This is a genomic window from Rosistilla ulvae, from assembly GCF_007741475.1.
Classification (GTDB): Bacteria; Planctomycetota; Planctomycetia; order Pirellulales; family Pirellulaceae; genus Rosistilla; species Rosistilla ulvae.
The window spans coordinates 4,669,502-4,695,524 of the sequence record NZ_CP036261.1 but is presented as its reverse complement, the minus strand read 5'-3'; the positions used below and the strand labels follow the sequence as shown (position 1 = coordinate 4,695,524).

Annotated in this window: 16 protein-coding genes; 13 read left to right on the top strand and 3 right to left on the bottom strand. The window is 59.0% G+C overall.

All coding sequences use genetic code 11. From position 1 onward, the window contains the following. The first annotated feature begins 8 nt into the window (after positions 1–8). Positions 9–785 carry a phosphatase PAP2 family protein gene (locus EC9_RS16550; protein ID WP_145346894.1) on the top strand — a complete coding sequence of 259 codons (777 nt, stop codon included), beginning with the start codon at positions 9–11 and terminating at the stop codon, positions 783–785. A 26-nt stretch (positions 786–811) separates the two neighbouring features. Here EC9_RS16550 and EC9_RS16545 read toward each other — a convergent pair whose 3' ends face one another. After that, positions 812–1,330, bottom strand: a complete 519-nt coding sequence (locus tag EC9_RS16545) for a peptide chain release factor family protein (RefSeq protein WP_145346892.1) — start codon at positions 1,328–1,330, stop codon at positions 812–814. Between the two features lie 406 nt (positions 1,331–1,736). Between EC9_RS16545 and EC9_RS16540 the strand changes: the two genes are divergently transcribed. Together EC9_RS16540 and EC9_RS16535 are read left to right on the top strand one after the other, a co-directional pair. Continuing rightward, complete coding sequence (locus EC9_RS16540; RefSeq protein ID WP_145122217.1) at positions 1,737–1,964, top strand: hypothetical protein; 228 nt, start codon at positions 1,737–1,739, stop codon at positions 1,962–1,964. Positions 1,965–1,967: 3 nt separating this feature from the next. Next, positions 1,968–2,165: a hypothetical protein gene (locus EC9_RS16535; RefSeq protein ID WP_145346891.1), complete on the top strand. Its 198-nt coding sequence runs from the start codon at positions 1,968–1,970 to the stop codon at positions 2,163–2,165. On the opposite strand, the gene EC9_RS16530 is transcribed toward EC9_RS16535, so the two are convergent. Continuing rightward, on the bottom strand, positions 2,162–3,778 hold the full coding sequence (locus tag EC9_RS16530; RefSeq protein WP_145346889.1) for a calcineurin-like phosphoesterase C-terminal domain-containing protein: 1,617 nt from the start codon (positions 3,776–3,778) through the stop codon (positions 2,162–2,164). The two genes, EC9_RS16535 and EC9_RS16530, sit on opposite strands and share 4 nt — an antisense overlap. Before the next feature lie 189 nt (positions 3,779–3,967). On the opposite strand from EC9_RS16530, the gene EC9_RS16525 reads away from it, so the two are divergent. From EC9_RS16525 to glnA, 6 genes are all read left to right on the top strand, one after another. Beyond that, positions 3,968–4,783, top strand: coding sequence for an SDR family oxidoreductase (locus tag EC9_RS16525; protein WP_145122220.1), 816 nt, complete (start codon positions 3,968–3,970; stop codon positions 4,781–4,783). A gap of 163 nt (positions 4,784–4,946) precedes the next feature. Next, positions 4,947–6,032, top strand: coding sequence for a sugar kinase (locus EC9_RS16520; RefSeq protein WP_145122221.1), 1,086 nt, complete (start codon positions 4,947–4,949; stop codon positions 6,030–6,032). A 140-nt stretch (positions 6,033–6,172) separates the two neighbouring features. Beyond that, complete coding sequence (gene bioD, locus EC9_RS16515; RefSeq protein ID WP_218934197.1) at positions 6,173–6,871, top strand: dethiobiotin synthase; 699 nt, start codon at positions 6,173–6,175, stop codon at positions 6,869–6,871. A gap of 84 nt (positions 6,872–6,955) precedes the next feature. Beyond that, the gene (locus tag EC9_RS16510; protein ID WP_145122223.1) at positions 6,956–7,996 is read left to right on the top strand and encodes a galactitol-1-phosphate 5-dehydrogenase; all 1,041 of its coding nucleotides are present in this window, start codon (positions 6,956–6,958) and stop codon (positions 7,994–7,996) included. A 21-nt stretch (positions 7,997–8,017) separates the two neighbouring features. Continuing rightward, on the top strand, positions 8,018–11,044 hold the full coding sequence (locus EC9_RS26595; protein WP_218934196.1) for an MMPL family transporter: 3,027 nt from the start codon (positions 8,018–8,020) through the stop codon (positions 11,042–11,044). Between the two features lie 88 nt (positions 11,045–11,132). Further along, on the top strand, positions 11,133–12,557 hold the full coding sequence (gene glnA / locus EC9_RS16495; protein ID WP_145346885.1) for a type I glutamate--ammonia ligase: 1,425 nt from the start codon (positions 11,133–11,135) through the stop codon (positions 12,555–12,557). A gap of 262 nt (positions 12,558–12,819) precedes the next feature. Here glnA and EC9_RS16490 read toward each other — a convergent pair whose 3' ends face one another. Continuing rightward, complete coding sequence (locus tag EC9_RS16490; protein WP_145346884.1) at positions 12,820–17,064, bottom strand: GEVED domain-containing protein; 4,245 nt, start codon at positions 17,062–17,064, stop codon at positions 12,820–12,822. 689 nt (positions 17,065–17,753) lie between these two features. On the opposite strand from EC9_RS16490, the gene EC9_RS16485 reads away from it, so the two are divergent. From EC9_RS16485 to EC9_RS16465, 4 genes are all read left to right on the top strand, one after another. After that, positions 17,754–20,126, top strand: coding sequence for a DUF1592 domain-containing protein (locus tag EC9_RS16485; RefSeq protein WP_145346881.1), 2,373 nt, complete (start codon positions 17,754–17,756; stop codon positions 20,124–20,126). Positions 20,127–20,154: 28 nt separating this feature from the next. Next, the gene (locus tag EC9_RS16480) at positions 20,155–21,456 is read left to right on the top strand and encodes a DUF1552 domain-containing protein (RefSeq protein WP_145346879.1); all 1,302 of its coding nucleotides are present in this window, start codon (positions 20,155–20,157) and stop codon (positions 21,454–21,456) included. A gap of 205 nt (positions 21,457–21,661) precedes the next feature. Further along, positions 21,662–25,468: a S1 RNA-binding domain-containing protein gene (locus EC9_RS26590; protein ID WP_218934195.1), complete on the top strand. Its 3,807-nt coding sequence runs from the start codon at positions 21,662–21,664 to the stop codon at positions 25,466–25,468. Next, positions 25,468–25,959, top strand: a complete 492-nt coding sequence (locus EC9_RS16465; RefSeq protein ID WP_145346877.1) for a hypothetical protein — start codon at positions 25,468–25,470, stop codon at positions 25,957–25,959. Before EC9_RS26590 ends, EC9_RS16465 begins: the two co-directional genes overlap by 1 nt. The last annotated feature ends 64 nt before the right edge of the window (positions 25,960–26,023 follow it).

Here is a 26,023-nt window from a genome sequence, read left to right as displayed (position 1 = left end):
GAATCATTGTGAATCCAGAGCCTCAAGAGCCCAGCCTTAAACTGTATCCGGGACCGGCTTGGTCGGCCCGTTCCAGCAAGCCGCTGCAACCGCTGCTGTGGTTCGGCGTGGCGGTGATGCTGTTGAGCCCGCTGGCTCTGTTTTGCGATTACGACATCGCGGTTTGGTTTTGGGAAGATCGATTGCCAGGCGACTTTCGCAAAGCGATCTACATCTCCGAGTTCTTCTCGCACGGGCTGGGCGTTGCGATGATCATCACGGGGATCGCGATTCTGGTCCCCGAGAAACGCTGGTGCTTGCCGCGTCTGGCCGCGCTGTCGTTCGGCAGCGGCGCGATCGTGACGATATTAAAGATGTTCATCCTGAGGCGGCGACCCAACGATTTTGATTTCGCGACGGCGCGGGAGGATTCGATCTATCAATGGTCGCTCGACGCCTACCTGCAACACGTTGCGATCTTCGATGACAGCACATTGCGTTCGTTCCCCAGCGGTCATGCAGCGACCGCCGTCGGATTATGCATCGGGATGATGCTGTTGTTCCCTCGCGGGCGGATCTATTTTGTTTGTATGGCGACGCTTGCTTGCACCGAACGACTGCTCTGCCAAGCTCACTTCCTTAGCGACGTCCTGGGGGGCGTGGCCGTTGCGACGCTGTGGTCCTACATCTGCCTGCACCCGCGAATGCTAGGCGTTTTGTTTGGGCACATGGAGCCCGAGGGACGTGGCTTCAAAGTTCCCAACGTCGACGACTTGCGTGGCAAACCGTACAAGCGAGCCGCTTGACCGGACATATCGCTACCGGTGCGAGGCTACTTCAGTCGATGGCGTCCAGCCTGCTGGCGAGCTTGATTGACGACGCTTAGCGTCTGCGGTTCCTGTCGCAGAAAGCGAACGACCTGGCTTGCCGTGGTGCTCCAGAATTCTGCCGCCGCAGCCACATCGCCTTCGCTGGCAAGCGTTCGATTCAGCACATCGGCCAGGATCACGGGATAGACCTCGTTGCCGATCGCCACGCGAAATTGCGAACCGCCATACTGACGGACCAGCGGCGCCACGAACTCTTCCACCTCCTCGCGGATATGGATCGCAAGCTCGACGCGCAACCGCGCGATCGCCACACTGCGGTTCTCCGCTTGGCTGCGCCGCTCCGACGCCTCCGCCGTTACGCCCGTCGGGCGATGCTTCAACACGACGGCGCTGGAAACCTTGTTGCGATGTTGGCCGCCAGGCCCGCCACGGCGAGTGAACTTGACCTCGCACTCCTGGATCAACGCCTGCTCGTCGAGTGCGACAGCAGGAATCGAAGAGGAACGGCTAGGCTGCGACATCGAGAAGAATCCAAATCAACAAACAGGGTTCACATGCAAAGAGGGAGCATACCATACCAGCACGAAGCGCAAGCGAGTGATCCGGTCCCAATCACCCCACATACTAGCACGAAGCGCAAGCGAGTGACGCACCCGACAAAACGGATGGCGGACGGGAGGGATTCACTCGCTTGCGCGTCGTGCTGGTATGGGGATCTTGTGCCCCGGGTGAACACCTAGTTAACCGCTGCGAAAACTTCTCTGTTACGGCGGCTCGACTGTAACGTATAATCTGCTGCCCGATCGGAAGAACCTTGGCTTGCACGAGCGACCGAGAGATCCGCCGCGGCTCTTTTTGCTTCACCTGCCGCGGTGTCATCTGCACCGCCGGCACAACTCATACAGCTTCACCCCGCAAAGCGATCTCATGCCGTTCATTGAATTGACTGGCCAAACGTTGTTGGACGTGATCAACGATGGCGAAATTAATCCCGAAGAACTTCGCAGAGCGGGAGTCACCAGCACGTCGGTGCTGCGAGTGAACGAACACGGCGAACTGGAGATCCGCAAACGCAACGGATGGGAATTGATCGGCGGCCTGCTGGGCAATTACGAAGACCGGCTGCGCAAGGTCACCGGATACGATTGGGTTTAAACGATGAGCAGTCCACGAAACAGTCGCCCTATCGAAGGCCGGATCCATTGCGGCGACCGCTGCATGGGGCCGATCAAACTGCCGCTTGGCCCGTCCGAAGAGTTTTTGGATGAGTTCAATCGACTCTACGGCGGGATCCAATTGCGGATCGAAGAAGCGGCCGCCACACCGACGACCGCTCCCGCAACCGGCGACAACTAGCGGACGCGCATGATTCGCTTCGAAACATGCTGCTTGCCCGACATCATCGTCGCGCGGACTTCGATCGCGTGCGTTCCCGGCTTCAGATCCACCGGCAACGTCGCCTGCCAGATGTGAGGCGTGTCGCGAGCCGCCGGCAAACCGGTCCACGCTTTCTTGCCCAACGATTCTTCTAATGCGAGCGCGGCGACATAAGCTGGATCTTTGGTCGTCGTCTGCTCCATCGGCTTCCACGCGTCCTCGTCACCGATCCGGAACTCGCACTTCGTTCGCTCCGAACCATTGAAGACGTTGACCACAACCTTGGGCAACTGATCGGCCTCGCTTGGCAACGCCGCCAGTTCGATCTCTTCGGGAGCGTAGATGTTCATCTGGTAATGAGCCGGTCGCGACGCAGCACGGAATTCAAGATCGTACTTATGCCCGTCGAAGGTCATGATCGAGTAGCCGTTGGGGCCGCCATCTTTCATCGTCGTGTGCGGCAGTCCACGTTCATCGGGAGCACCACGCCACCAGCTACCGCAGACGGTCACGTTGATCACGTGGTGATGTTTTTCGGGCCCCTTCCAGCCATCCTCTTCGCCGATGAAGCGGTGTTCCATGTAATGCGCGTGAGCGGAGATCGAAACGGCAAATGGCCGCTGTTCGATCAAACGATACAGCTCCTGCCGGTCGGTGACGCTAACCAGTGGGATATGCATCATCAGCACAACCAATTGATCCGCCGGGATCCCGGCCAGATCGTTGCGGATGAATTCCATCTGCCGCTCGCCCAAGCCGCCGGTGTATTTGCCTCGCTTCCCCGGCGTGTCGACGGTCCACATCACATCGTCCAAGACCATGAAGTGAACGGGGCCGTGATCAAACGAATAATAGGACGGACCATAGTGTCGCTCGAACGTCTCGTCACTCGTCTTGTCGTCGGTCGCGTCGTAGTTGATGTCGTGGTTGCCGATCACGTTGTACCAGGGAATCCCGATCAGCGCGATCGCTTGGTTAAAGGGCTTCAACACGTTGAGGTCATCGAAGGCGATGTCTCCCAGCGTGACGCCAAACGACGCCTGATGGGCTTCTTCAGCGATCACTTGCTCGATCACATCGTGGGCGATGTATTCGACTTCTTTGACGTTGCGAGGCTGCGGGTCGCCAAACATCAACGCCCGGAACTGATTCGGTTCGGCTCGCTTCACCAACGGGAAATCGACCGACTTCGGCAGCGGCCCGGTCGGCGCGACGCCTGGGAATTTCGTTTTCGGCGAACCGGCGGGCTTGTGAATGTAGAAGAACTGCGGCAGATTCAGCTCGTTAACCGGAGTCATCCAGTTCCGCGGCTTGATCACAAAGATGATCGCATCGTCGCTGATCTTCAGATGGTAGCGACCGTCGGCATCGGTCTTCACGATCGCTTTGCCATTGCTGACGCGGACGTCGGGAAGCCCCGGTTCGCCCGGATCGCGGCGGCCATTTCCATTTTGATCATCGAACACGATCCCGGTGGCGTCGATGTTTTCGGGACCATCGGACGGTCCGTGGTCATGCCCTTCGTGGGCGCGGCAGGGAAGCGACCCGAGACCGAGGATCGCGACAAGCAGAACGAGAGCGGAGATTCGCATGGCGTGAAGTGTTGGGGTAGGTGGGGTGAAGTTCAAGTTTAGGTTCCGGCGGGAGCGAGCATTGTACCCACGGGCCAGCGCGGTGTGGGAACCGCTGATACTCTCTTCCACTATTATTAATATTCGTTATCGGGTACCTTTACCCCTTCTAGATCAATTCAGCATTTCTGTATTTGAACCAGGGAATTCATGAGCACCGAGATCTTCAGTTTGGTTGGTTCCACCGCAGTCGTCGTGGGTGGAACAGGCGTCTTAGGTGGCGGCATGGCCCAAGCGTTGGCTGATGCAGGAGCCAAAGTGGCGGTTGTCGGCCGCAGCGCCGAGCGTGGAGAAGCGCGTGTTCGCGAGATCGAAGCGGCGGGCGGAACGGCGATGTTTCAATCGGCCGACGCGCTCTGTCGCGATTCGTTGACAGGTGCCCGCGATGCGATCGCCAAGCAACTGGGAACTCCCACCATTCTGATCAACGCCGCTGGCGGAAATCACCCCGACGCAACGCTGCCACCAGGAAGCGACTTCTGCAAGCTGCCGCAAGAAGCGTGGCAGGGCGTGTTCGATCTGAACCTGGTCGGCGGCGTGCTGTTGCCCAGCCAAGTCTTCGGCGAATCGATGCTTGCGGTCGGTAAAGGTTGCAGCATCATCAACATCGCTTCGATGGCTGGCATGATCCCGCTGTCGCGCGTCGTCGCCTATTCGGCGGCCAAAGCGGCAGTGATCAACCTGACTCAGTTCCTGGCACGCGAATGGGCCACGCGTGGCGTTCGCGTCAACGCGATCAGCCCTGGATTTTTCCCAGCCGACCAAAACCGCAAACTGTTGTTCAACGACGATGGCAGCTACACCGAACGCGGTGGGCAGATCATCGGGCACACTCCAATGGCTCGCTTCGGCGACGCAAACGAGTTGGCTGGAGCCGTCGTTTGGTTGGCTGCTTCGAAAGCTTCGTCGTTTGTGACCGGACAGAACATCGTCGTCGACGGCGGATTTTCTTCGGTCACCATCTAGCCGATTCGTTCAACACATGCCATCAATGGTGCAGCCCCCTGTTGCCACAGGATGCATGCGCTGTGATTGTTAGCGTTACGGTTGATCGAAGCGGTCGCTGCCGATCAACACACTCTCTCTGACCCTAATCAAGACAACCATCCTTACCAAATTTGGAGACACTATGAGCGTTTTAAACATCAAATCCGAAGCCGACTTGGATTTCCTGGCCCTGGGCGCCGTCGTCCATCGCTTGGATCCTGGGACCACCGTATTCCGCAAGGCACGCGAATTTAAGGTCCACGTTTCGGGTGGCGAATACAACTGTGCCGCCAACCTGTCGGACTGCTTCGGTTTGAACACCGGCGTCTGCACCGCGATGGTCAATTACGGCATCGGTGAAATGGTTCAGGCTCGCATCCAAGAAACGGGAGTTCGCCCGTTCTACAAGCATTTTGAACACGATGGCGTACACGGACCAAACATCGCTACGGTTTACAGCGATTGTGGCTGCGGCGTTCGCGCTCCTGTCGTCTTCTACAACCGAGCCAACGAAGCGGGCGCGATGCTGAAGCCTGGCGACTTCGATTGGGACAAGTTGTTCAGCGGTGGCGTGAAGTGGTTCCACAGCGGAGGCATCTTCGCAGCGTTGTCGGCGTCGACTTCCGAGTTGGTGATCGAAGCGATGAAGGCGGCTCGCGCCAAGGGAACGATCTGCTCGTTCGACCTCAACTACCGCGCCAAGCTGTGGAACAAGTTGGGCGGACTGGAAAAGGGTCAAGAGATGATCGCCAAGATCGTCGAAAACGTCGACGTTCTGTTCGGCAACGAAGAAGACCTGCAAAAGGGCTTGGGCTTCAGCGGTCCCGAAGTGGAAGAGAAGAAGGATTCGAAGCTGGATCCGGAAACGTTCTTCCAAATGATCGAGAAGACCGTCGCCAAGTACCCGAACATCAAGATGGTCGCCACCACGCTGCGTGAGGTTCACACGACCAACCGTCACGATTGGGGTGCGGTTCTGTGGATCGGTGGCGAGAAGCACGTCGCACCAACTTGCCAGTTGGACGTTCTGGATCGTATCGGTGGCGGCGACGGATTCGCTTCGGGTCTGATCTACGGCCTGTTGGACGGACGTCCACACGAAGAAGCACTTCGCTTGGGCTGGGCTCACGGAGCTCTGTTGACCACGTTCTCGGGCGACATCAGCAACGCTAAGCTGCCAGAAGTCGAAGCCTTCGCTCAAGGCGGTTCGGCTCGCGTGCAACGCTAAAGCGTAGTGCAACAAGTGGTGCTGCGACTCTGCTCGCAGCCTCTCTTTTATATAAGGTAGCGCCGCGACAAAGTCGCGGCTCCTCTGAAAGTCGCGGCTCCACGGAAGCTGCAACTCCACCAAAACCGTGGAATCCACCGTTGGGATCGCTAACGTTTATCGCCGGGACCGACACCGATGTCGGCAAGACTTTTGTCTCCAGCCTGCTGGCTGCGGCGATTCTCCAGCGTGGCCTCCCTGTCGGCGTCTATAAACCGGTCGCCAGTGGCTGCTGGTTGGAACAGGATGAACTGGTCAGCGGCGATGCGGTTGCACTCTGGCAAGCCGCCGGCAAGCCGCTGGATCTGGAACACGTTTGCCCGCAGCGATTTGCCGCGGCGCTCTCCCCTCCACGAGCTGCCGAAGCCGAGGGAAAGCTGGTCGACGTCGATCGAATTCTTGCCGGCCTATCGCCTTGGACCGAAGACTTTGACCATGTCCTGATCGAAGGAGCCGGCGGATTGTTGTCGCCGCTGGCGGATGATTTTCTGAATGCCGACCTGGCAGGAGAGTTGGAAGCCGACGTGCTCCTTGTCGCGGCCAACCGCTTGGGCGTCGTCAACCATACGCTGCTGAGCGTCGAGGTCTGCCGCAGCCGCTTGGGACGCGATCCGATCGCGATCGTCTTGAACCAAGTCGGTCGCGAAGGCTGCGAATCGATGAAGACCAATCGCGGCGAGATCCAACGTTATGTCGGCCAACTGCCGATCATCGAGGTTGGATTTGAACAGCAGAGCTTGCTCGAATCGGCGGGCGCAGAGGAATTCATCGGCCGGACCTTACGCACGCCCAGCGCTTAGCGTTAAAATCGACGACTTTCCTGGCGAGCTTACGTCGCCCGGAAGCGGGATTTCCGCGTCGTATCTCTGATTATGGATGGCCCCATGAAAGCAATGCTGCTGACCGAATACAAGAAATTGGAACTGGCGGAGATCCCCGTTCCGGAACTAGGCCCCGACGACGTCTTGGTTCAAGTCAAGGCGTGCGGCATTTGCGGCAGCGACATCCACGGCTACGACGGCAGCACCGGCAGGCGGATTCCGCCGTTGGTGATGGGGCACGAAGCCTCGGGCGTCGTCGCTTCGGTCGGCAGCGGCGTGTCCGATCTGCCCGCCGGCACGCGAGTGACTTTCGATTCGATGGTCTGGTGCGGCAAGTGCCACTTCTGCCGCCGCGGCGAGATGAACCTGTGCGACAACCGCCGAGTGCTGGGCGTCTCGTGCGGCGAATACCGTCAGTACGGTGCGTTCGCCGAATACGTGGCGGTTCCTCGTCACATCGTTTACGAATTGCCCGATGCCGTCTCGTTCGAACAGGCTGCGTTGATCGAAGCGATCTCCGTCGCGGTCCATGCGGCGGAACGGACTCCAGTCTCGCTGGGCGACACCGCGGTGGTCGTTGGCAGCGGGATGATCGGTCTGCTGGTGATCCAAGCGATCAAGCTGGCCGGATGTTCGCGAGTGATCGCGACCGACCTGAATGCAAACCGTTTGGAAGTTGCCAAAACGCTGGGGGCCGACGTGACGATCGACGCATCGAAAGAAGATGTCGTCGCCCGCGTGGCGGAACTGACCGGTGGCCGCGGCGCCGACGTCGCTCTCGAAGTCGTTGGTGCGACGCCGACGGTCAAGACAGCGATCGACAGCGTTCGCAAAGGGGGCACCGTCACGCTTGTCGGAAACATCTCGCCGAACATCGACCTGCCGTTGCAGTCGGTGGTCACTCGCGAGTTGAACGTGCTGGGCAGTTGTGCCTCCAGCGGAGAATACCCGGCCTGCATCAAGTTGCTGGAAACCGGTCAGATCCAAGTCGAACCGTTGATCACCGCCAAGGCGACGCTCGAAGAGGGCCCCGCTTGGTTTGAGCGATTGTATGCCGGAGAGCCCGAGGCGATGAAAGTGCTCATCTGCCCCGCGGGCCTCTAACCCACATTCCGACAGACTATCATGCCTCCGCTCCTTCCCCACCTCAGCCAACGCTGGTCGCGTTTCGTCATCCGCCACTGGCGTTTGGTGCTGCTGTTGTGGCTGGCTGCGGTGATCGTCAGTCGCGTGGCCGCTCCGACTTGGAAACAAGTCGCCTACGACGGCGACTTCGAACACCTGCCGCCGACGACCGCCAGCGTGGCGGGAACCAAGCTTTTGGACGCCGCGTTTCCGACCGAGCGTCCGCGCAGCCAGTTTATGATCCTGTTCGCTCGCGACGGGAAGAAGATCGGAAAACGCGACCAACACGTTGCGATGGATCTCTCGCGGCGGCTGCGCCATCGCCTCGGCTGCGTTTACGTCCGCCGAGCTCTTGCCAGCGGATGGTCGGGCAAGACGGCGCCGGTCAACGATCATGTTCGCGAACTTGTCGACGACGCGATGGACGCGTTCGACCGTTCGATCGAACTCGACACGCTCTTCTACGAATACTTCGAGGATTCGGTCTCCGCCGGTACCGATCCGTGGTACGAACCACGGGTTGCAATCGCGTATTGGGATCGCGCACGGTTGCACGATTCGCTGGGCAAGCACGACCTCGCCGCAAGCGATCGCGAGATCGCTCTCGCGTTGGATCCCGAGATCGAATCGGCGACACCGATCGAAGACCGCGACAAATCGTTGGACTCGATGCTGGACATCCTGTCGTGGGACGACGAACGGATCGGCAAACGGCTCAGCAAACGCGATCTGCGACTGGTCGTGATCCGTTTGGAGAACGAGTTCCTGGCGACGGGGAACATCGAACTGATGGAGTCGTTGGACAAATTGATCGATTCCGTCCGCGCCTATTCGTTGCCACTGGCCGAACCGGGATTGCGAATCGAGATCGCTGGATCGGCAGCGATCGGTGGCGAAACATTGATCGCAGCCCGCGATGCGATCCAGTACACCGAATGGTTTACTGTGATCTTGATCATGATCATCCTGGCGGTTGTCTACCGCGCACCGGCGCTCGTTGCTGTGCCGTTGGTGTCGATTGGTGTTGCCGTGATCTGCGCGACGGGCTTGGTTTCGGCGCTCGCGTCGGCTGGTCAAGAACCGGGGATGGAATGGATCGGGCTGAAAGTCTTCACGACATCGAAGATCTTTGTCGTCGTGATCCTGTTTGGTGCGGGAACCGATTATTGCCTGTTCTTGATCGCGCGACTCCGCGAGGAAGCGGGCGATTTGGACTGGGGACAAGCTGTCGAGCAGGCGCTGTCAAAAGTCATGGGCGCGTTGTTGGGGAGTGCGTTCACGACGGTCGTCGGGCTGTGGATGATGTGGGTCGGCAACTTTGGCAAGTTCCACTACGTCGGACCGATCATCGCGATCTGTCTGTTGGTTGGCCTCGCGGTCTGCACGACGTTGACTCCCGCTCTGCTGTACGCCTTGGGGCCGCGCGTCTTCTGGCCGGGCAAACTGGAACGCAACGAGAAGCAAGCTGTCTTTTGGGAATTCATCGCGCTGGTCGTGACGCAGCGACCGAAGTGGATGCTGGTGGCGGGGATCGGTCTGCTGGCGATTCCGGCGGTCTACGGCTTCCGCCACGAAGGGGATGTCAGCTACGACATCACGACTCAATTAAACGCCGAAGCTCGCAGCCGGCAGGGCGTCGAAACGCTTTCGCATTCCTACTCGCTGGGTGAATCGAACCCGATCGTGTTGCTGTTGTTGCACGAACAGCCGATCGATCCGGAGGTCGGCCGCGCCTCGCTGCGCGACTTGGTCGCGGCGATCTACGAGGTCGACGGAGTCCGCGGTATCCGCTATCTGGAAGATCCGCTCGGTGACAACCCGCCGGGCAAACGGAAGAGTGTCTTTGCGATCGAGTCGTTGGTCGGCTGGGTCTTGAAACAGCATCGCGTTAGTCGGCGGTACTTCACCAGCGACGAAGCGTCTTACGCAAACCGCTTGATCCGTTTGGATGTGATGGTCGACGAGGAGCCGTTTGGCGAAGCGGCGGCCGAAGCGTTGGAACGGGTGGTCGATCGCGTCGAGGATTTGCGGAACCAGTTCCTGTTGGTGCTGACTCCCGAAATCGGCGGCATCGAAGCGACCGACCTCGCGATCGGCCAGATCCAAGACGCGATCTCGCGGCTGGAAAAATCACTCCCCGCGTCGACGCAGCGCCGCAGCGGCGTGAAGGCTGTCGATTGGCAACTGAGCACATCGGGGATGGCTTGGTTCGACTACGACGACACTTCGGAGGTCGCCGGCCGAGGCGAGGTGCTGGTGACGATGAACGATCGCAGCGGATTGGTGCCGTTTGCAAACCGTTTGATGGAAGTGCTGCGCAACGGCGATCCCGAACTGGGAATCGACCGGCTGCCCGATGTCAAAGCCCGGTTGATTCCGTCGCCGATCGCCGATTGTGAGTTCCAAGTCACCGGGACCAGCATGGCGATGCAGGACTTGAAACAGGTGACGACCGAAGACACCACGCGGATCAAAATCTTTGTCGTCGGCGCGGTGCTGACGATTCTGTTGATGGTCGTCTGGCGGGTAGGACTCAGCATCTATCTGATCGCCACGGTGCTGCTCAGCTACTACGCCACTCTGGGGCTAACCGTTGCATTCTTCCGGACAGTTTACGGCGACCAATTTGTGGGGCTCGACTGGAAGCTGCCGCTGTTCCTGTTCGTGATCCTCGTCGCCGTCGGGCAGGACTACAACGTCTACCTGGTGACGCGGGTTCTGGAAGAACAGAAGCGCGGCGGTCGGCTGGCTGGATTGCGGCGAGCGATCATCCGGACCGGCGGGATCATCACCAGCTGTGGCGTCGTGATGGCGGGGACCTTCTTTGCGATGACCGCATCGGCCTGGGCACCCGAGCTTTTCCAATGGGTTGGCCTGTCGCAGGCTCAGGAACAGCCGGCGATCATGCTCCGCGGGGTCGTCGAACTCGGGTTCGCCTTGGGGCTGGGCGTGTTGGTCGACACGTTCTATGTCCGGACGATTTTAGTCCCCGCGTACATGGCCGCGTTTGATCAGCGCATCCGCTGACCGCCGACTCCCGACGCAATCGCAAAGATGTTACAACAGGACCGTAAAACCCTGACGATGCAGATTCCCGAGTGCCCGGAGCGAAGCGATGGCGAGCGTAAAGACCCCGCAAGACGTATTGTCGATGTGTCGGCAACACGATGTCAAAGCAGTCGACTTTCGATTTACCGATTTCCTGGGCGTTTGGCACCATAAAACCGTCCCCGTTTCCGAACTCACCGAAGATCTTTTTGAGGACGGTACCGGATTTGACGGTTCCAGCCTGCATGGCTGGCAAGCGGTTCACGAGAGCGACATGCTGCTGGTCCCGCAGCCGGAGACGGCGTTCCTCGATCCGTTCACCAACTTGACGACGCTGAACCTGATCTGCAACGTGCAGGATCCGATCACCGCCGATTCGTATCCTCGCGACCCACGCTACATCGCTCGCAAAGCTGTTGGCTATCTCACATCGACGGGGATCGCCGACACCGCTTATATCGGTGCCGAAGCTGAATTTTTTGTGCTGGACGACGTGCGGTACGATCTGACATCGCAGGGATCGTTTTACAGTATCGACAGCAACGAAGCTCCTTGGAACCGGGGACGGATGGAATCGCCCAATCTCGGGCACAAGATGCGGACGCAAGCCGGGTACTTCCCGTGCCCGCCGTCGGACCAATTGTTCGATCTCCGCAACGAGATCATGCAGACGTTGACCGATGTCGGATTGAGCGTCGAATGCCATCACCACGAAGTTGGCGCGGCGGGGCAATGCGAAATCGATCTGCGGTTCGATCAACTAACTCGCACCGCCGACATGATGATGATCTACAAATACATCGTCAAAAACGTGGCTCGCCGCAACGGCAAGACCGCCACCTTCATGCCCAAACCGATCGCCGGCGAATTTGGATCGGGGATGCACACGCATCTGTCACTGTGGAAAGATGGAGATCCGTTGTTCGCAGGTTCCGGATACGCGGGGCTCAGCGATCTGGCGGTCCACGCGATCGGCGGCATCTTGCACCACGCACCCGCCTTGCTGGCCTTCACCAACCCGACGACAAACAGCTACCGCCGCCTGTTGCCCGGATACGAAGCGCCAGTCCATCTGGCATACGGTCGCCGCAATCGCTCGGTTGCTTGCCGCGTGCCGATGTACAGCCACAATCCAAAAACAAAGCGGATTGAATTTCGATGTCCCGATCCGAGCTGTAATCCGTATCTCGCGTTCTCCGCTATCCTGATGGCGATGATCGATGGTATCGCCAATCGGATTAGTCCCGGTGAGCCGGCGGAGCAGGATTTGTTTGACGTTGCGGCCGATCAGCAAATCGGACTCGGCAACACCCCGGCTTCGCTGGAAGAGGCGCTCGTCGCACTCGAAGCGGACAATGATTTCTTGCAGGTGGGCGAGGTCTTTTCCGAAGATGTGATCTCCAACTGGATCAAGACCAAGCGGGAGTTGGAGATCATGCCTAACCGCGTCCAGCCGACGCCATTGGAATACTGTCTCTACTTCGACGTCTAATCCGAGATCCTTCGTCGAACCTGCCACGACCTTCGTTGGCGTTGGCTGGGGAAGTCCCAGGGATCGGTGCCGTATTTTTCGATCGGGCAAACACGTTGCCGTGGCACTCTCGAAAGCTCTGCCCGCATTGTTGCGGATGCTTCGATTGCGTGAATCCGCCGGCCTGGTGAACCGCCGGTTGGCTGACTCGCTTTCGCGTTCACCACTTCCGCGGCAGCGCTGCTCCATTGATGTGCGATCACTTCCTCTGCGGAACCGTTTTTTAAAGCGGCCACTGGGCAAGCGCGATCTCCAACGGATCGGTTTGTTCCTTCGGGTCTTGATCGCGTTTGGATGGCGTTGATTCGTGGGGGCGATCGACCCGAAACCGGATTTCCGTTGAAGGCTGTCCGAGCACTCGATCGACATCTTGTTCGCCGATGGTACTGAAAACGATTTCGTCGATCGTTTCGGGATCGGCGTGCAACGCGGCAGGCACTGGTGGAATCAGCATCTGTTGTTCGCCGGCACGCAGATTGTTCCTGGCGATGTGATTGATCACTCGTAGTGCATCGACAGGCGTCAATTGTCCATCGCGGTTGGTGTCGTAGTATTTACCGGGGAAGTTTTCGCTTAGACCCGCCGCATCGACCAAGCCGAAATTCCCCACCATCATGTCCCGACGATACAACTGGTTCAGGATCTGCAAAGCATCGATCGGGGTGATCTCTCCGCTGTTGTTCACATCCAGTGGGATCAGCGGGTTGGTCCAGTCACCGCCACCGGACAACCGCACTGTGACATTGCCAAGCGTCAAGACCTGGACGAATTCATCGCCGTCCACCTCGTGTCCGCTGACGGTCCAATCCCCTTGAAATATTGGAATGTCTTTGACATCCATTCGTAGTGTTAACGTGTTGGTTGTGGGGGAAATACTGGAGACCGTCGCCGCGTCCAAGACGACGACGCTGCTGCCGTTGCCAGCGATATCGATGGTTTCGATACGCTTCAAACCTGCCAGCGTTCCTTGGTCGAGGTTACGATCGGGATCGGTCGGGGTCAGCGTGTCGTCGCCATCGCCCCCATCGATTCGAATCTGGCTGTCGGTCGGTCCCAGATCGCCCAGATGGAACGTGTCGCCGGTCGCTGGAGCATTGATCTGCAGCGCGCCAAAGAGTTGATGGTCGGCGGAGAAGAGCACGTTCGCGCCTTGTGAGACGACGATCTGTTCGTCGATGCGTTGGATCACGGTGTCGCCCGATGCCGTGTCGATCGTCACCTCCGCTCGTGCCGCACCGTCGGTTAATTGGACCTGATAGTCTTCGACTTCGCCATCGGCCGCTGCCCCCACGCTGGGCAAACCGCCAGTGGAACTGATCCGGAATCGGGCGTAGGTCGTTCCATGATCGGCGCCGGCAGGGATTGTGACGGGGACAAAATTTGTGCCCGGTTGCATTGCCAGCGAGGTCGCGATCTGTTCGCCCGCGTCGGTCCAGTCGCCGTCTTGATTGAAGTCGATCCAGGCATCCAGTTTGCCGTTGGCCGATGCCTCGACACGAAGACTCCCCTGCGTCGTTTGCGAATCCGATGCGATCAGCCCGGTTGCAAAGGTCACACCGTCGTCGGATGAATCGGCCTGAATCGTTAGGCCTGCGTCACGTTCCAGGGTCGGCGCGGTTCCCAAAAAAAGCGAGCTGCCGAGGTGCCGCGCCCCATTGTCTGCCAGCAGCGATGGGTAGGGGGCGGGTGCGTCACCGAAGTCGGAATCGGGAGGGGGCAATTCGTTGTCCAAGTTTGTCGCCGCGATGGTATCGATAGCCATCTGATAATTTGGATCGGTCGAGATTGCATCGCCTAACAGAATGTTCAGCGGTTGGTCGTTGTCGAGCACGGCGTCATCGACGCCGCGAACCGTCACCGTTTGGGGCGTCAACGCATTGCCGGGGGTGAAGATCAAGGAGGCCTGGTCGACGGTCGCTTCTCCCGTATTGGATGACGCGATGGGGATCGTCACCGTTCCGGTGGGGATCGTGTTCAGCGCGACGGTGAATGTAAACGAGTCGCCCGATTCGGTTGTCGTTGGAGTGTTGGGGACGTCGACGGTGATGCCGGCGGTGTCGTCATCGAGATTGGTGATCGTTATGTTCGCCGGATCGAAGCCGGCGAAACGAGGATCGCCGGTCAGTGTCGAAGTGATGATCGTTACCACCGCATCGCCGTCATCGTATCGATCGTCCAGGCCGGCGATGTCGACGGTAATCGGTTGGATTCCGTTTTCGGGGGTGAAGACGATCGATGTTTGCGACAAACTCACTTCGCTCGGATCGTTCAATGAAAGGTTCAGCGTGACGGGGGCCGATGGAATCGCCGACAGACCGATCGAAAACGATGCCGTCAGCGTTCCGGCTTCGTCGACGACAAGCGAATTCACGCCGCTGTAGATGAGACCGGCCACGTCATCGTCCTGGTTGGTGGCGGTGACGTCCAAGGCATTGATGCCGTCGTAGCGGGAATCGTTGCTGCGTGCTGCGCTGGTGAGGATCGTAAAGCTGGTGTCGCCATCGGCGAGATCGTCGTTGATACCGGTCGCAGTAACGGTCTGCGGTGTATCCCAGTTTTCGGGGGTGAAAATCAATTCGGATGTCGATAGGTTCGCTTCGCTGGCGTCGGAAATCGACAGCGGGATGTTGACGGCGGCAAGCGGTTGGGAATCCAACACGATCTGAAACGAATCGCTTTGCCCCGCTTCGGAAGTCAGCAATCCCGAGGTGGGAGAGACGCTGATTCCGGCGACGTCATCGTCGACATTGACGCCAGTGATGTCGTGGGGATCGGTTTGATGGTACTGCGGATCGGCGCTGACCGCGGGGTGTGTGATCACCGTAAAAAGTGCATCCCCATCGTCGACATCGTCGTTTCGGCCTGTGACGGTAACAACTTGCGGGACGTTCCAATTGCTGGAATTAAATGTCAATCCGCTGGTCGACAACGACGCTTCGTCGGATTGGGCGACGCTCAATTCAATGCTGACATCGGCTGTCGGTTGAGATTCCAAAACAACAGCAATCGTGTCGCTGTCTCCCGATTCGGAAGTGGTCAGCCCCGACGCGGGCGAGACGTTTATCCCCCAATGGTCATCGTCGACGTTGACCAACGCAACGTCGTCGGGATTCAAGCCGTGATAAAACGGATCGGCGCTGACGATCGCGTTGGTGATGATCGTATAGCTAACATCTCCATCGTCGATCGAATCGTCGACGCCGGTGACGGTGATGATCTGTGGCGTCGTTGCGTTTTCGGGAGTCAGTGTGATCTGCGTGTGAGAGAGGCTCCCTTCGGCGGGGTGCGAACTGGACAGATCGATCACCACATCGGATAAGGGGAGTGACCCCAACGAGATCGCAAAGGTTTGGGAATCTCCCGATTCGCTGGTCTGCAAGCCGGAGATGGGAGCAACGATCACCGACGGTCTTTCCACGATCGTTCCAAATGCCATCCCGTATCGATCGTCTTCGGGAGTGGCGGGATCATTCACTAGATCGATCAAGACTTGGTCGGGTGTCAACGCAACGTCGATGCCATACACCGACAGCTCGTTCCGGTCGCCGTCGGCGGGGTCGAGGGTGAAGTTCACGTTTTTAGAGGCTGCGATTGCTTCGAGTTCGATACTGAACACCTCGACGTCTGAAATCGAAGAGATGAAATCGAAGTAAGCCGGGGTACCGACGCCGAAAATATTGGCCGCGACATCTCGCAAACCGTTCGATTGCAGCGGACCGGTTCCCCCCAGTTCATCGAAGACTTCGATGGATGTTGGGTCGAATGCGCCCGAACTCAGGCTGCCATAGATGATCTGGTTGTTGAGCGTTGCGCTGCGCGCATCCAGATTGTACAGGAAGGCTTGCGGGTTGACCGTTTCGGATTCTGGGTCGGAAAAAATGGGAATCTCGCGGACTTCCGCCGATGGAAACGGTCCGTTGTCAATCATCGTGAGCCCCGACGTGTCGATGCTGAGGTTGGGGGCGTCGACGAACTTGTAGTCTTCGCCGACAAACCGAACGATCAAATCAAATGGATCGCCCGAACCGACGTCGCCGTTGGCGTTGCGTGGTTCGCGACCGGTCTGAAACACCGTCACCGAATCGGGGCCCATATCGAGCCCTTCGGGCGACTCGATGGCATATTTGATCGCCTGTTCCATGCCGAGAAACAACGAGGGCGTAGTTCCACCGTTTGGAGAGAATGGGATCGTTGCGGTGCGGCCGTTTCCGATCAATTGAATCGATCCTCCATCGGCATCCATCAAATTTTCACCGAGCGAGAGGATCTGGGTTTCGCTGAGCACGGGGCGATAGGCGTGTGCATTTTCGGCAAGGATATCGGCGTAGACGGTAAACGCACCTAGCGCAACATTCTCCAAAAACCCCTGCCGCTGGTCGTCGTATTGCAATTCCAGATCGAACCGATCCCCGACCGCAACCGCAAACTGTCGCTGCGAATCCAGGATCGATTGGCCGTCTTGGGTCACCTGCAGCTTCAATTCAAGGAGCGCATCGCCAGCCAGTAGTGCCCTTGATTCCAGTCGCTCAAGTCCGTTTTGACGTTGTCGCCGCGCATTGCACTTCGATCGCCTTACGCCAGATTCCCTCTGAAACATAATCGCTTTGCCGCCTTGGATCGTGGAACGCCCCAGCCGTTGCATTGGAGCTCGATTTCAGTCCGAATCTCGCCGTCGGGGTGTTTGCCTGGTTTGAGATGACACCCTGCTGTCCGGCCGGTGCGTGTGCGCCGGATGGGTGGGCTCGGGTGGTTGGGGGTAGGTTACCCGTCTGCAGCCGACAAACAATTCCCGCGCGCCGTTTGTATCCAAATTTTTTGGAACTTATTTTGACTCTGCTGAAGCGCACGGCGGCTTGGCCCCGCAACTGGCGGGGTTTAGGGCCGGACAAAACGTTCTCGATCCGCCTGCTAAATTTTGAGAAATTTCGCGTCGTGGGGCGACATGGCGGGGTATGTCACATTTTCCATTCGAGGTATCGGTCGACAGCCAGCGGTATTCGCCCAGAGCGACGTGCGGTTTTGTGGTTTCTGGAATCGTTGGTATGGGTATAATGCAACTCAGCCCCACGCAACATTTTGATCGGACGCTCGTTCTATCTGGAGATATGCGTCTATCCCCCCCGCCTTTTGCAATCGTTCGTTTCACCTGGTATCGAAATGGTCTCTCCACGTCCACTCGTCGCGCTGTTGATTGGTTTGTTGACAGGCCCATGCTTGTCGGCCGCTCTCCCACCGGCGATCGATCAATTCCTCACCGCTCATTGCGTGGATTGCCACAGTCCTGACAACGCCGAGGCGGGGTTGGATCTGCAATCGCTGCAGCGTTCGGTCGAGACGACCGGGCTGGCCAACCGCTGGGTGCGGATCATCGAACGGGTACATGCTGGCGAGATGCCCCCTCCCGAGGATGCCGATGTCGAGGCGGATCACGCCGCAGAGTTTGTGAAAGCGTTGGGCGGTTGGATTCGCGACCAGCAAAACGCCTCGGCGAAGCGGAACGGCCGCGTCCCAGTCCGTCAGCTGACCAATCTGCAATTGGAACGCTCCCTGCACGACCTGCTGGGGATCGATCTGCCGCTGACTCTTGCGATGGCCGACGAACAGCGGACGCAAGGCTTCACGAACATCGTCGAATCGCAGTCGATGTCGCATTTCCAGCTGGAACAGCATCTGCGAGTTGTCGACCTCGCGTTGGACGAAGCCTTCCGCCGCGCAACGACGCCGCCGGACGAATGGAAAAAACGCTTGCCAGCTGAAAAAATTGTCCGCACCAGACCCAAATCGCGGACTCGCGAACCGGAACTTATCGACGGCAAGGCTGTCGTTTGGAGCGGGCGGGTCATTTATTACGGTCGGATCCCCGCGACCACCGCAAAACAGGACGGTTGGTACCGGTTCACCGTTCGTGCGTCGGCATTAAAATCGCCGAGCAATGGCGGCGTTTGGTGCACGATTCGCAGCGGCCGCAACGTTTCCAGCGCTCCCTTGTTGGCGTGGGTCGGCGCGTTCGAAGCGACCGAAGATCCCAAGGAGACGACCGTCGAAGCTTGGTTGAACAAAGGGGATATGTTGGAGATTCGTCCCGGCGACCTAACGCTCAAGGCGGGGCGGTTTGCAAATGGCCAGATCGGTACCGGCGAAGGGGGACCACAGGACGTCCCGGGCGTCGCGATCGATTGGATCGAGGTCGAACGCTTCCATCCCCACGCCGACGACGCCCAGGTGCAACAGTTTCTGTTTGGCAAACACGCCGTAAAAACCAACCAAGATCCGGCGAAAGCCGAACTTAAGCTGGACGATCCCAAAAAAGAGATCGGACGGCTGATGGCTCTGTTCGCTCGCCGCGCGTTCCGTCGCCCCGTTCCTTGGGAGGATGTAGTCCCTTACGTCCAGATGGCACACCAAACGCTGGATGATTCGGGCGATCCGATCGAGGCATTAAAGACCGGGTATCGCGCGCTCCTCTGCTCGCCCCGTTTTCTCTACTTCCAGGAACAGCCGGGGCGTTTGGACGATCATGCGATCGCAACGCGGCTCAGTTATATGCTGCAGGGTTCGAGCCCCGATGTGGAACTGATGAAGCTGGCGGCAGCGGGCAAGCTGCGGAATCGCGAGGTTCTGCTGCAGCAGATCGATCGCTTGTTGGAGGGCCCCGGTGGCCGACAATTCATCCGCGACCTCGCCGACCAATGGCTCGATCTGCACTTGATCGATTTCACCGAACCCGACCGCAGGCTCTACCCCGGCTTCGATGTCATCGTGCAGCAATCGATGCTCGACGAAACCCATCGTTATCTCGAAGAGATGCTGCGAGAAGACCTGCCGATCGGGTTGATCATCGATTCCGACTTCACGTTCCTCAACAGCCGCCTGGCCCGTTACTACAAGATCGATGGAGTCAAAGGGGATGTGTTGGAGCGAGTTGCGTTGAAGCCAGAGGTTCATCGCGGTGGACTTCTGACGCACGGATCGATTATGAAAGTGACCGCCAACGGCACGACAACCTCGCCGGTGATCCGTGGAGTCTGGGTTTCGGAGCGATTGTTGGGCCGCGAAATCCCACCGCCGCCGGAGAGCATTCCCGCGATCGAACCGGACGTGCGGGGAGCGAAATCGATTCGCGAACTGTTAGCAAAACACACCTCCGACGCATCCTGTGCGTCGTGTCACCGCGATATCGATCCACCCGGCTTCGCGCTTGAGAACTTCGATCCCTCGGGCCGCTGGCGAACCAAATACGGAAACCCACGCAAAAAGAACAAGATGCCGCCGATCGATGCCGGATTCACGATGCCCGACGGACGGGAGTTCAAGGATTTGCAGAGTTTCCAAGAATTGGTGCTCGAAAATCCAGAACGATTGGCAGCCAATGTGGTTGGTAAATTGATCGCTTTCGGCACCGGAGCACATCCGCGATTCGCAGATCGCGAAGCTGTCGACCAGATCGTTCAACAGACCGCCGACAGCGGATATGGATTCCGTTCGCTGATCGAAGCGACGATCACCAGCCCCTTGTTTCTAAACAAATAACGCACGTTGACCCCGAGGCAGAATCAAGATGTTTTCATCGATCGAGTTCAATTTTCGCAAACGCTTGCCCCGCCGAACGATGTTGCGCGGCACCGGCGTCTCCCTGGCGATTCCCCATCTGTCAGCGATGCAGTCGGCGTTTGCCGATCCAACGACAAACCAAGGTCCGCCCAAACGCTTCGTCGCGATGACGCTGGGACTGGGACTGCATGGCCCCAACCTGAATCCAGCCGAAGCGGGCAAGGAGTTTAAGCCGAGCCGCTACCTGAAACCGATCGAAGACCTGCGTTCGTCGTACACCGTGATCTCGGGAAGTTCGCACCCTGGGGTCGGCGGCGGGCACAAAGCTGAAGCGAGCATCTTGACGGCTCGCAACGTCGGTGCCAGCGGCGGCGGTCGGAACTCGATCTCGCTGGACCAATACATGGCCAAGCATCTCGGCGGCGAGACGCGATTCCCATCGTTGGTGCTCAGCAGCAGCGGCAGCAATAGCCCGTCGTACACCGACAACGGATCGATGATCCCGGCGCAAGACCGCCCCTCGCGGCTGTTCGACCAGTTGTTTGTCGACGATTCGCCGGCCGCTCGCGACCAACAAGCCCAGCGAGTTCGCGAGGGCCGCAGCATCATGGACCTCGTGTCGGACGATGCCAAGCGATTGTCGAATTCGCTGGGAGCGTCGGATCGCGACCGCATGGATGCCTATTTCACAAGCGTCCGCGATCTCGAGCTTCGCATGGCGGCGTCGGAGGAATGGGCGCTGCGTCCGAAGCCAAAAGTCGACGCGAAACGCCCCATCGATATCGGCAACGGCAACGACTTTGTCGGCCGTCAGCGATTGATGAGCGATATGATTCGGATGGCTCTGGAGACCGATTCGACGCGTTATATCGTCTACCATCTCGGCGGCAGCGGCGGCGTCGTACCGTTGCCCGGCGTCGAAGAAGGCTACCACTCGCTCAGCCACCACGGCTTGGACGAAGAAAAGCTGGAGCAACTGGCGGTCGTCGAAACCGCGATCATCGCGGCTTGGGGCGATTTCCTCCGCTCGTTGGGACAGACCGACGATCAAGGCAATTCGCTGTTGGACCAAACCTCGGTATTGTTAACCAGCAACCTTGGCAACGCGTCGAATCACAGCAACCAGAACATGCCGGTGCTGTTGGCTGGCGGTGGCTTCCGACACGGACAACACTTGGCGTTCGACACGAAAAACAACTACCCGCTGCCAAATCTTTACGTCAGCCTGTTGCAGGACCAAGGCCTTCCGGTCGATCAGTTCGCCAGCGGCACATCGACGATGCGTGGTCTCGAATTTAAGAATGCCTAAAGCGCCTGCGTCTCCGCACCCCACGTTTGGATCGAAACAAACGGGGGCCAATTCGGGTTGATCGGTTGACATTCGGCGATCGAAACCCTAGATTCCGAAAGCTCTTTAGAAGCCCACTTGATGGATTGATTTTCAATCCCTTTGGTTGATGCACCTCCCCCGTGGCGAAGGGCCCCGCCACACGCCCCATATGAGCCTCTTAGGCATGACTGTTGAAATTGAAGCCATCGCACGCGAGACCGGGTGCGATGCCGCAAGCTTGAAGATTGCTTTACCACTGATTCGCCAAGGCTACCTGCCGCCGTTTTTGGCACGCTACCGCCGCGATGAATTGAACGGACTGTCCGAAAATGCTCTGTGGTTGTTGCACGGTGCGGTTTCGCGAGAACAGTCGATCGAGGAACGTCGCGCGGAACTGCGCCAGCTGGCCGAACGTTCGGTCTGTGTCGATACCGCTTTGGATAAAGCGATTCGGATGGCCGATTCGGGACGCCACTTCGATCGCCTGACCCGTCTGATTCGCAATCGCAACAGCGTCCTGGACGATGCGTCGCGGTTGGTGATTCGTGTTCTCAACCCGCAAGAGAACGATTCCGCGGATCTTCAAGCGATCGCGACCGAATTGCTGGGGACAGAAGAGAACAAAGCGAGCGCAGCGGTCAGCCGTTTCGAAGAAACGTTGCAACGCGAGCTGCCCAACAATCAAGAACTGATTGGCATCGCTACCAGTTGGCTGATGCGAAACGCCAAGATCAAGGTCGGCAAGGTCTTCGATCCACACGGCGAATCGGAGGAACCGGCCAAGGAAGTCGATGAAGCCAAGCCGAGCCAACCTGGAAGCGTCAGCCCTGCCGCTGGAGCTCAGGCCAGCGAAACGGCAACGCCGGTGGCCGATGCGACGACGTCAAGCGATGCCGTTGTCGCAACTGAAGCCGCTACAACCGAAACGCCTGCGGTAGACGAAGCGGCGGCCAAGGCAGCCGAACCGGCCGCAACGGATTCCACTGAAGCGACCAATGCCGCTGCAGAGACGGCGCAAGCCGAATCGACCGAAGCAGCACCAGTTGCTGCCGACACCCAGCCGGCGCCAAATGAAGAGAGTAGCGTGGCCGACGCGACTGCCGACGCTCAAGCTACCCCGGCGCAAGCGGATGGCGAACCGGAAGCCGCCGTGGTCAATGGGGAAGCCAAAGCACCCGATGCGGATGCCGTTCCTTTGGAAACTTGGTCCAAGGACGCGCCAGCCAAGAAAAAGAAGGGATCCAAGGGGGATTCGTCGACCAAAGCGAAGCAGCAGGATGCCGCCAAGCGGGCCAAGAAAAAGGTATCTCCACGTCAACGGCGGCGCCGTTGGTTGGTGGGAGTTCTGGAGCCATTGGCGAACAAAAAGTTTGCACCGAACAAATTGTCGGCGTTCCAAATTCTGATGTTGGCTCGCGGCCTTCGTTCCAGCGTCGTCGAGGCGTCGTTCGATTACAACCGCGGCGAATTGATGCAGCAATTGCAGAAATCGGTCGCTCGATTGAACCCTCACTTTGCGGACCAATTGGTCGCCGCAACGGTTGCTGCCGAAGCATCGCTGTGTGCCGCTGCCGAAGAAGCCTTCTGGGATCGCCAGCTCGATTACGCTGCGGAACGTCTGGTCGATGTGATCGCTGACAGCTTCCGCGATCTGGTGCTTCGAGAACCAACCACCGCTCGCGGTCTGATCGCTATCGACGCCGTCGGCCCGCGGACTGCCGCCTTGGCTGTTCTCGACGGCAACGGGCAACTGTTGCACACCGAAGACGTGCCGTGCCAGTTGTCCAAGACGATGCGCGAACAGATGGTCACCAAGCTTGGCGAACTGTGTCATCAGTACCATGTCGACAAGATCGTTATCAGCAATGGACCGGCGCGTCGCAATTGCTTGATCGCGTTGACCGAACTGTTAAAGCAAACCCAAGCGGGCAGCTTGCACTGGACCTTGGCGGATCGATCGGGTGCCGATCTGTTCGCATCGGCCGATGCCAGCGATCCGGTGCTTCGTCAAACGCCGCGGCGTTTCCGCGCCGCCGCTTGGATCGGTATGCAGTTGCTCGATCCGATCTCCGCTTACACCAAGATCGATTATCCGCGATTGCGGTTGGCATCCTACCAACGCGAACTCGATGAGCCCGCGCTGGCGAAATCGCTGCTGAGCGTGATGACCAGTGGGATCGCGGCCAAGGGAGCTGATCTGAACAGCGACGACATCGGATGGCTGACCCAGCTGCCCGGCGTGACGCGCGAATTTGCCAAGGCAATCGATCTCCGACGCCGCGAGGAATTGTTCACCTCGCGCGACCAATTGACCGAACTGGGCGAATTGTCCGAAGCCGATCGTCGGCAGATGGTCCCGTTCCTGCGAGTCTTTGGCGGATCGCAGGCGTTCGACGCAACTTTGATTCATCCAGACGACTACGGTTTGGCGGAAAAGCTGTGCAATGCTGTCGATATCCCGATGCCCGAATCGGCACCTCCCGGATATCAGCCGCCAAATTATGAGGTCGCTCCGGTCGCCGAAGTGGCCAGCGAAGAACCCGCCCCAGTCGATGTCATCGGTGTCGCGACAGGCGATGCGGATGAAGCCGACGCGGAAGGTTTCTCGTTGCCCGAGGCCGACAGCCAACCGAGCGACGAACCTGCGGCCGAACAAGCCAGCGAGGAATCGGAACCAAATGCCGAGACCGCTGTCGACACGCACCCCGCCGCCGATCCGGCGACCAGCGAAAACGAAGCCGCCGCAGAGGGTGATGCCGCTGCCGAAACGGCTGAAACGCCTGCCGATGCTGAAAGCGAAACAGCACCTGCGGAGGGCGAAACCGCAGCCGACGCAGATGGTTTGGCGGTCGAAGGATTCGCCGAGAAGACCGATGCCGTGCCGCCCGTTGTCGCGGTGGCCGAGGCGTTGCCGATGCCAAAGCATCCGCTGCCCGAACGGAGCAAAGTCGACAAAGTGATCAAGGAATGGCAGGTCGGACGCCATCGCGTCAACCAAATCGTTCACTGGTTGTGCGAACCGTTTTCGGTACCGAAGGTCGATTTGGCACCTGTCGCATTGATGCCTTTGATTCCAAAATTGGACAATCTGAAGCCGGGCGATCTCGTTTCGGGGGTTGTCGTCGGCGTCGCCAAGTTTGGCGTCTTCGTTGAATTGGGACCCGATTGCAGCGGTCTGATCCACGTCAGTCGGATGTCGAAAGGCTTCGTCGAAGATCCTCACGAAGTTGTCCAAGTGGGCGATGTTGTGAACGCTTATGTCACGGCGATCGAATCGGGCCGCCGACGCGTCGCACTGTCGGTAATGTCGCCAGCGGAAGAGCAAGCTGCGGCCGATGCACGTGCTCGCCGCGATGGCGAGCGTGGACAACGCGACCACGGAAATCGTGGCCAGCAACGGGGTGGTTCGCGGCCTGCGGGGAACCGGGGCGGTCAGCCAGCATCCGCTGGAAACGGTCCCAGCCAAGGTGGTCGTGGTGGCCAAGGCGGCCAATCGGGTCGCGGCGGTCGTGGTGGTCAAGGCGACCGATCGAATCAATCCGGACGCGGCGGACCGCGCCGAGATGGTGGCGGACGCGGTGGTCGCGATGGTGGTGGACGCGGGCGAGATGATCGCGGACGCGGACGCAATCCTCAGCCACGGACGTTTACGGTCACCAGCTCCAAAGAACCCGAGAAGCAGATCTCCGATTCGATGAAGACGGGCGAAGAACCGTTGCGATCGTTCGGCGCTTTGATGCAGTTCTATCAAGAGAAAACCGAGCCTGTAAAACCTGCTGCTGCAGCGTCCAAGGAATCGAAAAATTCCGACGGCGAAGCGGCCGCAGCCACACCTGCAGCTGCCGAAGCAACGGCTCCCGCAAGCGACAAGGCTCCGGAATCCGAAGCCGCTGCTCCACAAACCGTCGAACTGCCCAAAGAGGTAGATAACGCTAAGTCCCCCGCCGACGAGAACGCTTCGGCCAACGCCGAAGCCAACAAGGGGAACTGATGAGCGGTGAGGATTTCTCGAATCGTCTCGACGCGGCCATCCAACGTGGCCGCCAGCGAGGATTGCACGAGCAGGCGGCCGCCAAACAGGAAGCGATGAGCGAAGAGGAGCTGCGGCATCTGCACAGCTCCTACCGACTCTCGCTTTCGGATCGGATCGAAAAGGCTGTCGCCCAACTCGCGAGCCACTTTCCCGGCTTCCAAACCGAGACGCTGTTCGGCGAAAAGGGTTGGGGCGCCGCATGTGGTCGCGACGACCTGAGCATGGAGCGTGGCCGACGCACGAATCGCTTCAGCCGACTGGAGATGACGATCCGGCCGCTGAACGAGTACATGGTCCTGGAACTTAAAGGCAAAGGGACCGTGTCGAACAAAGAGGTCTTCAATCGCAGCCACTTCGTCGATTTGACGGAAGCCGATTTGAGCGAGTTCGAGCGGCTGATCGACGCATGGGTCGTCGAATACGCCGAACAGTTTGCTTCGCGCACCTAACGCTTGGTTTTGGCTGGCTGCTCGATCGGCAATTCGCATTTCGCCAGGCGACCTAGTCGATCTG

Bases quoted from the DNA above. Each gene is read 5' to 3' on its own strand.
- EC9_RS16530 (WP_145346889.1), bottom strand. From the start codon at position 3,778: ATGCGAATCTCCGCTCTCGTTCTGCTTGTCGCGATCCTCGGTCTCGGG.
- EC9_RS16465 (WP_145346877.1), top strand. From the start codon at position 25,468: ATGAGCGGTGAGGATTTCTCGAATCGTCTCGACGCGGCCATCCAACGT.
- EC9_RS26590 (WP_218934195.1), top strand. From the start codon at position 21,662: ATGACTGTTGAAATTGAAGCCATCGCACGCGAGACCGGGTGCGATGCC.
- EC9_RS16525 (WP_145122220.1), top strand. From the start codon at position 3,968: ATGAGCACCGAGATCTTCAGTTTGGTTGGTTCCACCGCAGTCGTCGTG.
- EC9_RS26595 (WP_218934196.1), top strand. From the start codon at position 8,018: ATGCCTCCGCTCCTTCCCCACCTCAGCCAACGCTGGTCGCGTTTCGTC.
- EC9_RS16545 (WP_145346892.1), bottom strand. From the start codon at position 1,330: ATGTCGCAGCCTAGCCGTTCCTCTTCGATTCCTGCTGTCGCACTCGAC.
- EC9_RS16535 (WP_145346891.1), top strand. From the start codon at position 1,968: ATGAGCAGTCCACGAAACAGTCGCCCTATCGAAGGCCGGATCCATTGC.
- EC9_RS16485 (WP_145346881.1), top strand. From the start codon at position 17,754: ATGGTCTCTCCACGTCCACTCGTCGCGCTGTTGATTGGTTTGTTGACA.
- EC9_RS16520 (WP_145122221.1), top strand. From the start codon at position 4,947: ATGAGCGTTTTAAACATCAAATCCGAAGCCGACTTGGATTTCCTGGCC.
- EC9_RS16510 (WP_145122223.1), top strand. From the start codon at position 6,956: ATGAAAGCAATGCTGCTGACCGAATACAAGAAATTGGAACTGGCGGAG.
- EC9_RS16480 (WP_145346879.1), top strand. From the start codon at position 20,155: ATGTTTTCATCGATCGAGTTCAATTTTCGCAAACGCTTGCCCCGCCGA.
- EC9_RS16540 (WP_145122217.1), top strand. From the start codon at position 1,737: ATGCCGTTCATTGAATTGACTGGCCAAACGTTGTTGGACGTGATCAAC.
- glnA (WP_145346885.1), top strand. From the start codon at position 11,133: ATGGCGAGCGTAAAGACCCCGCAAGACGTATTGTCGATGTGTCGGCAA.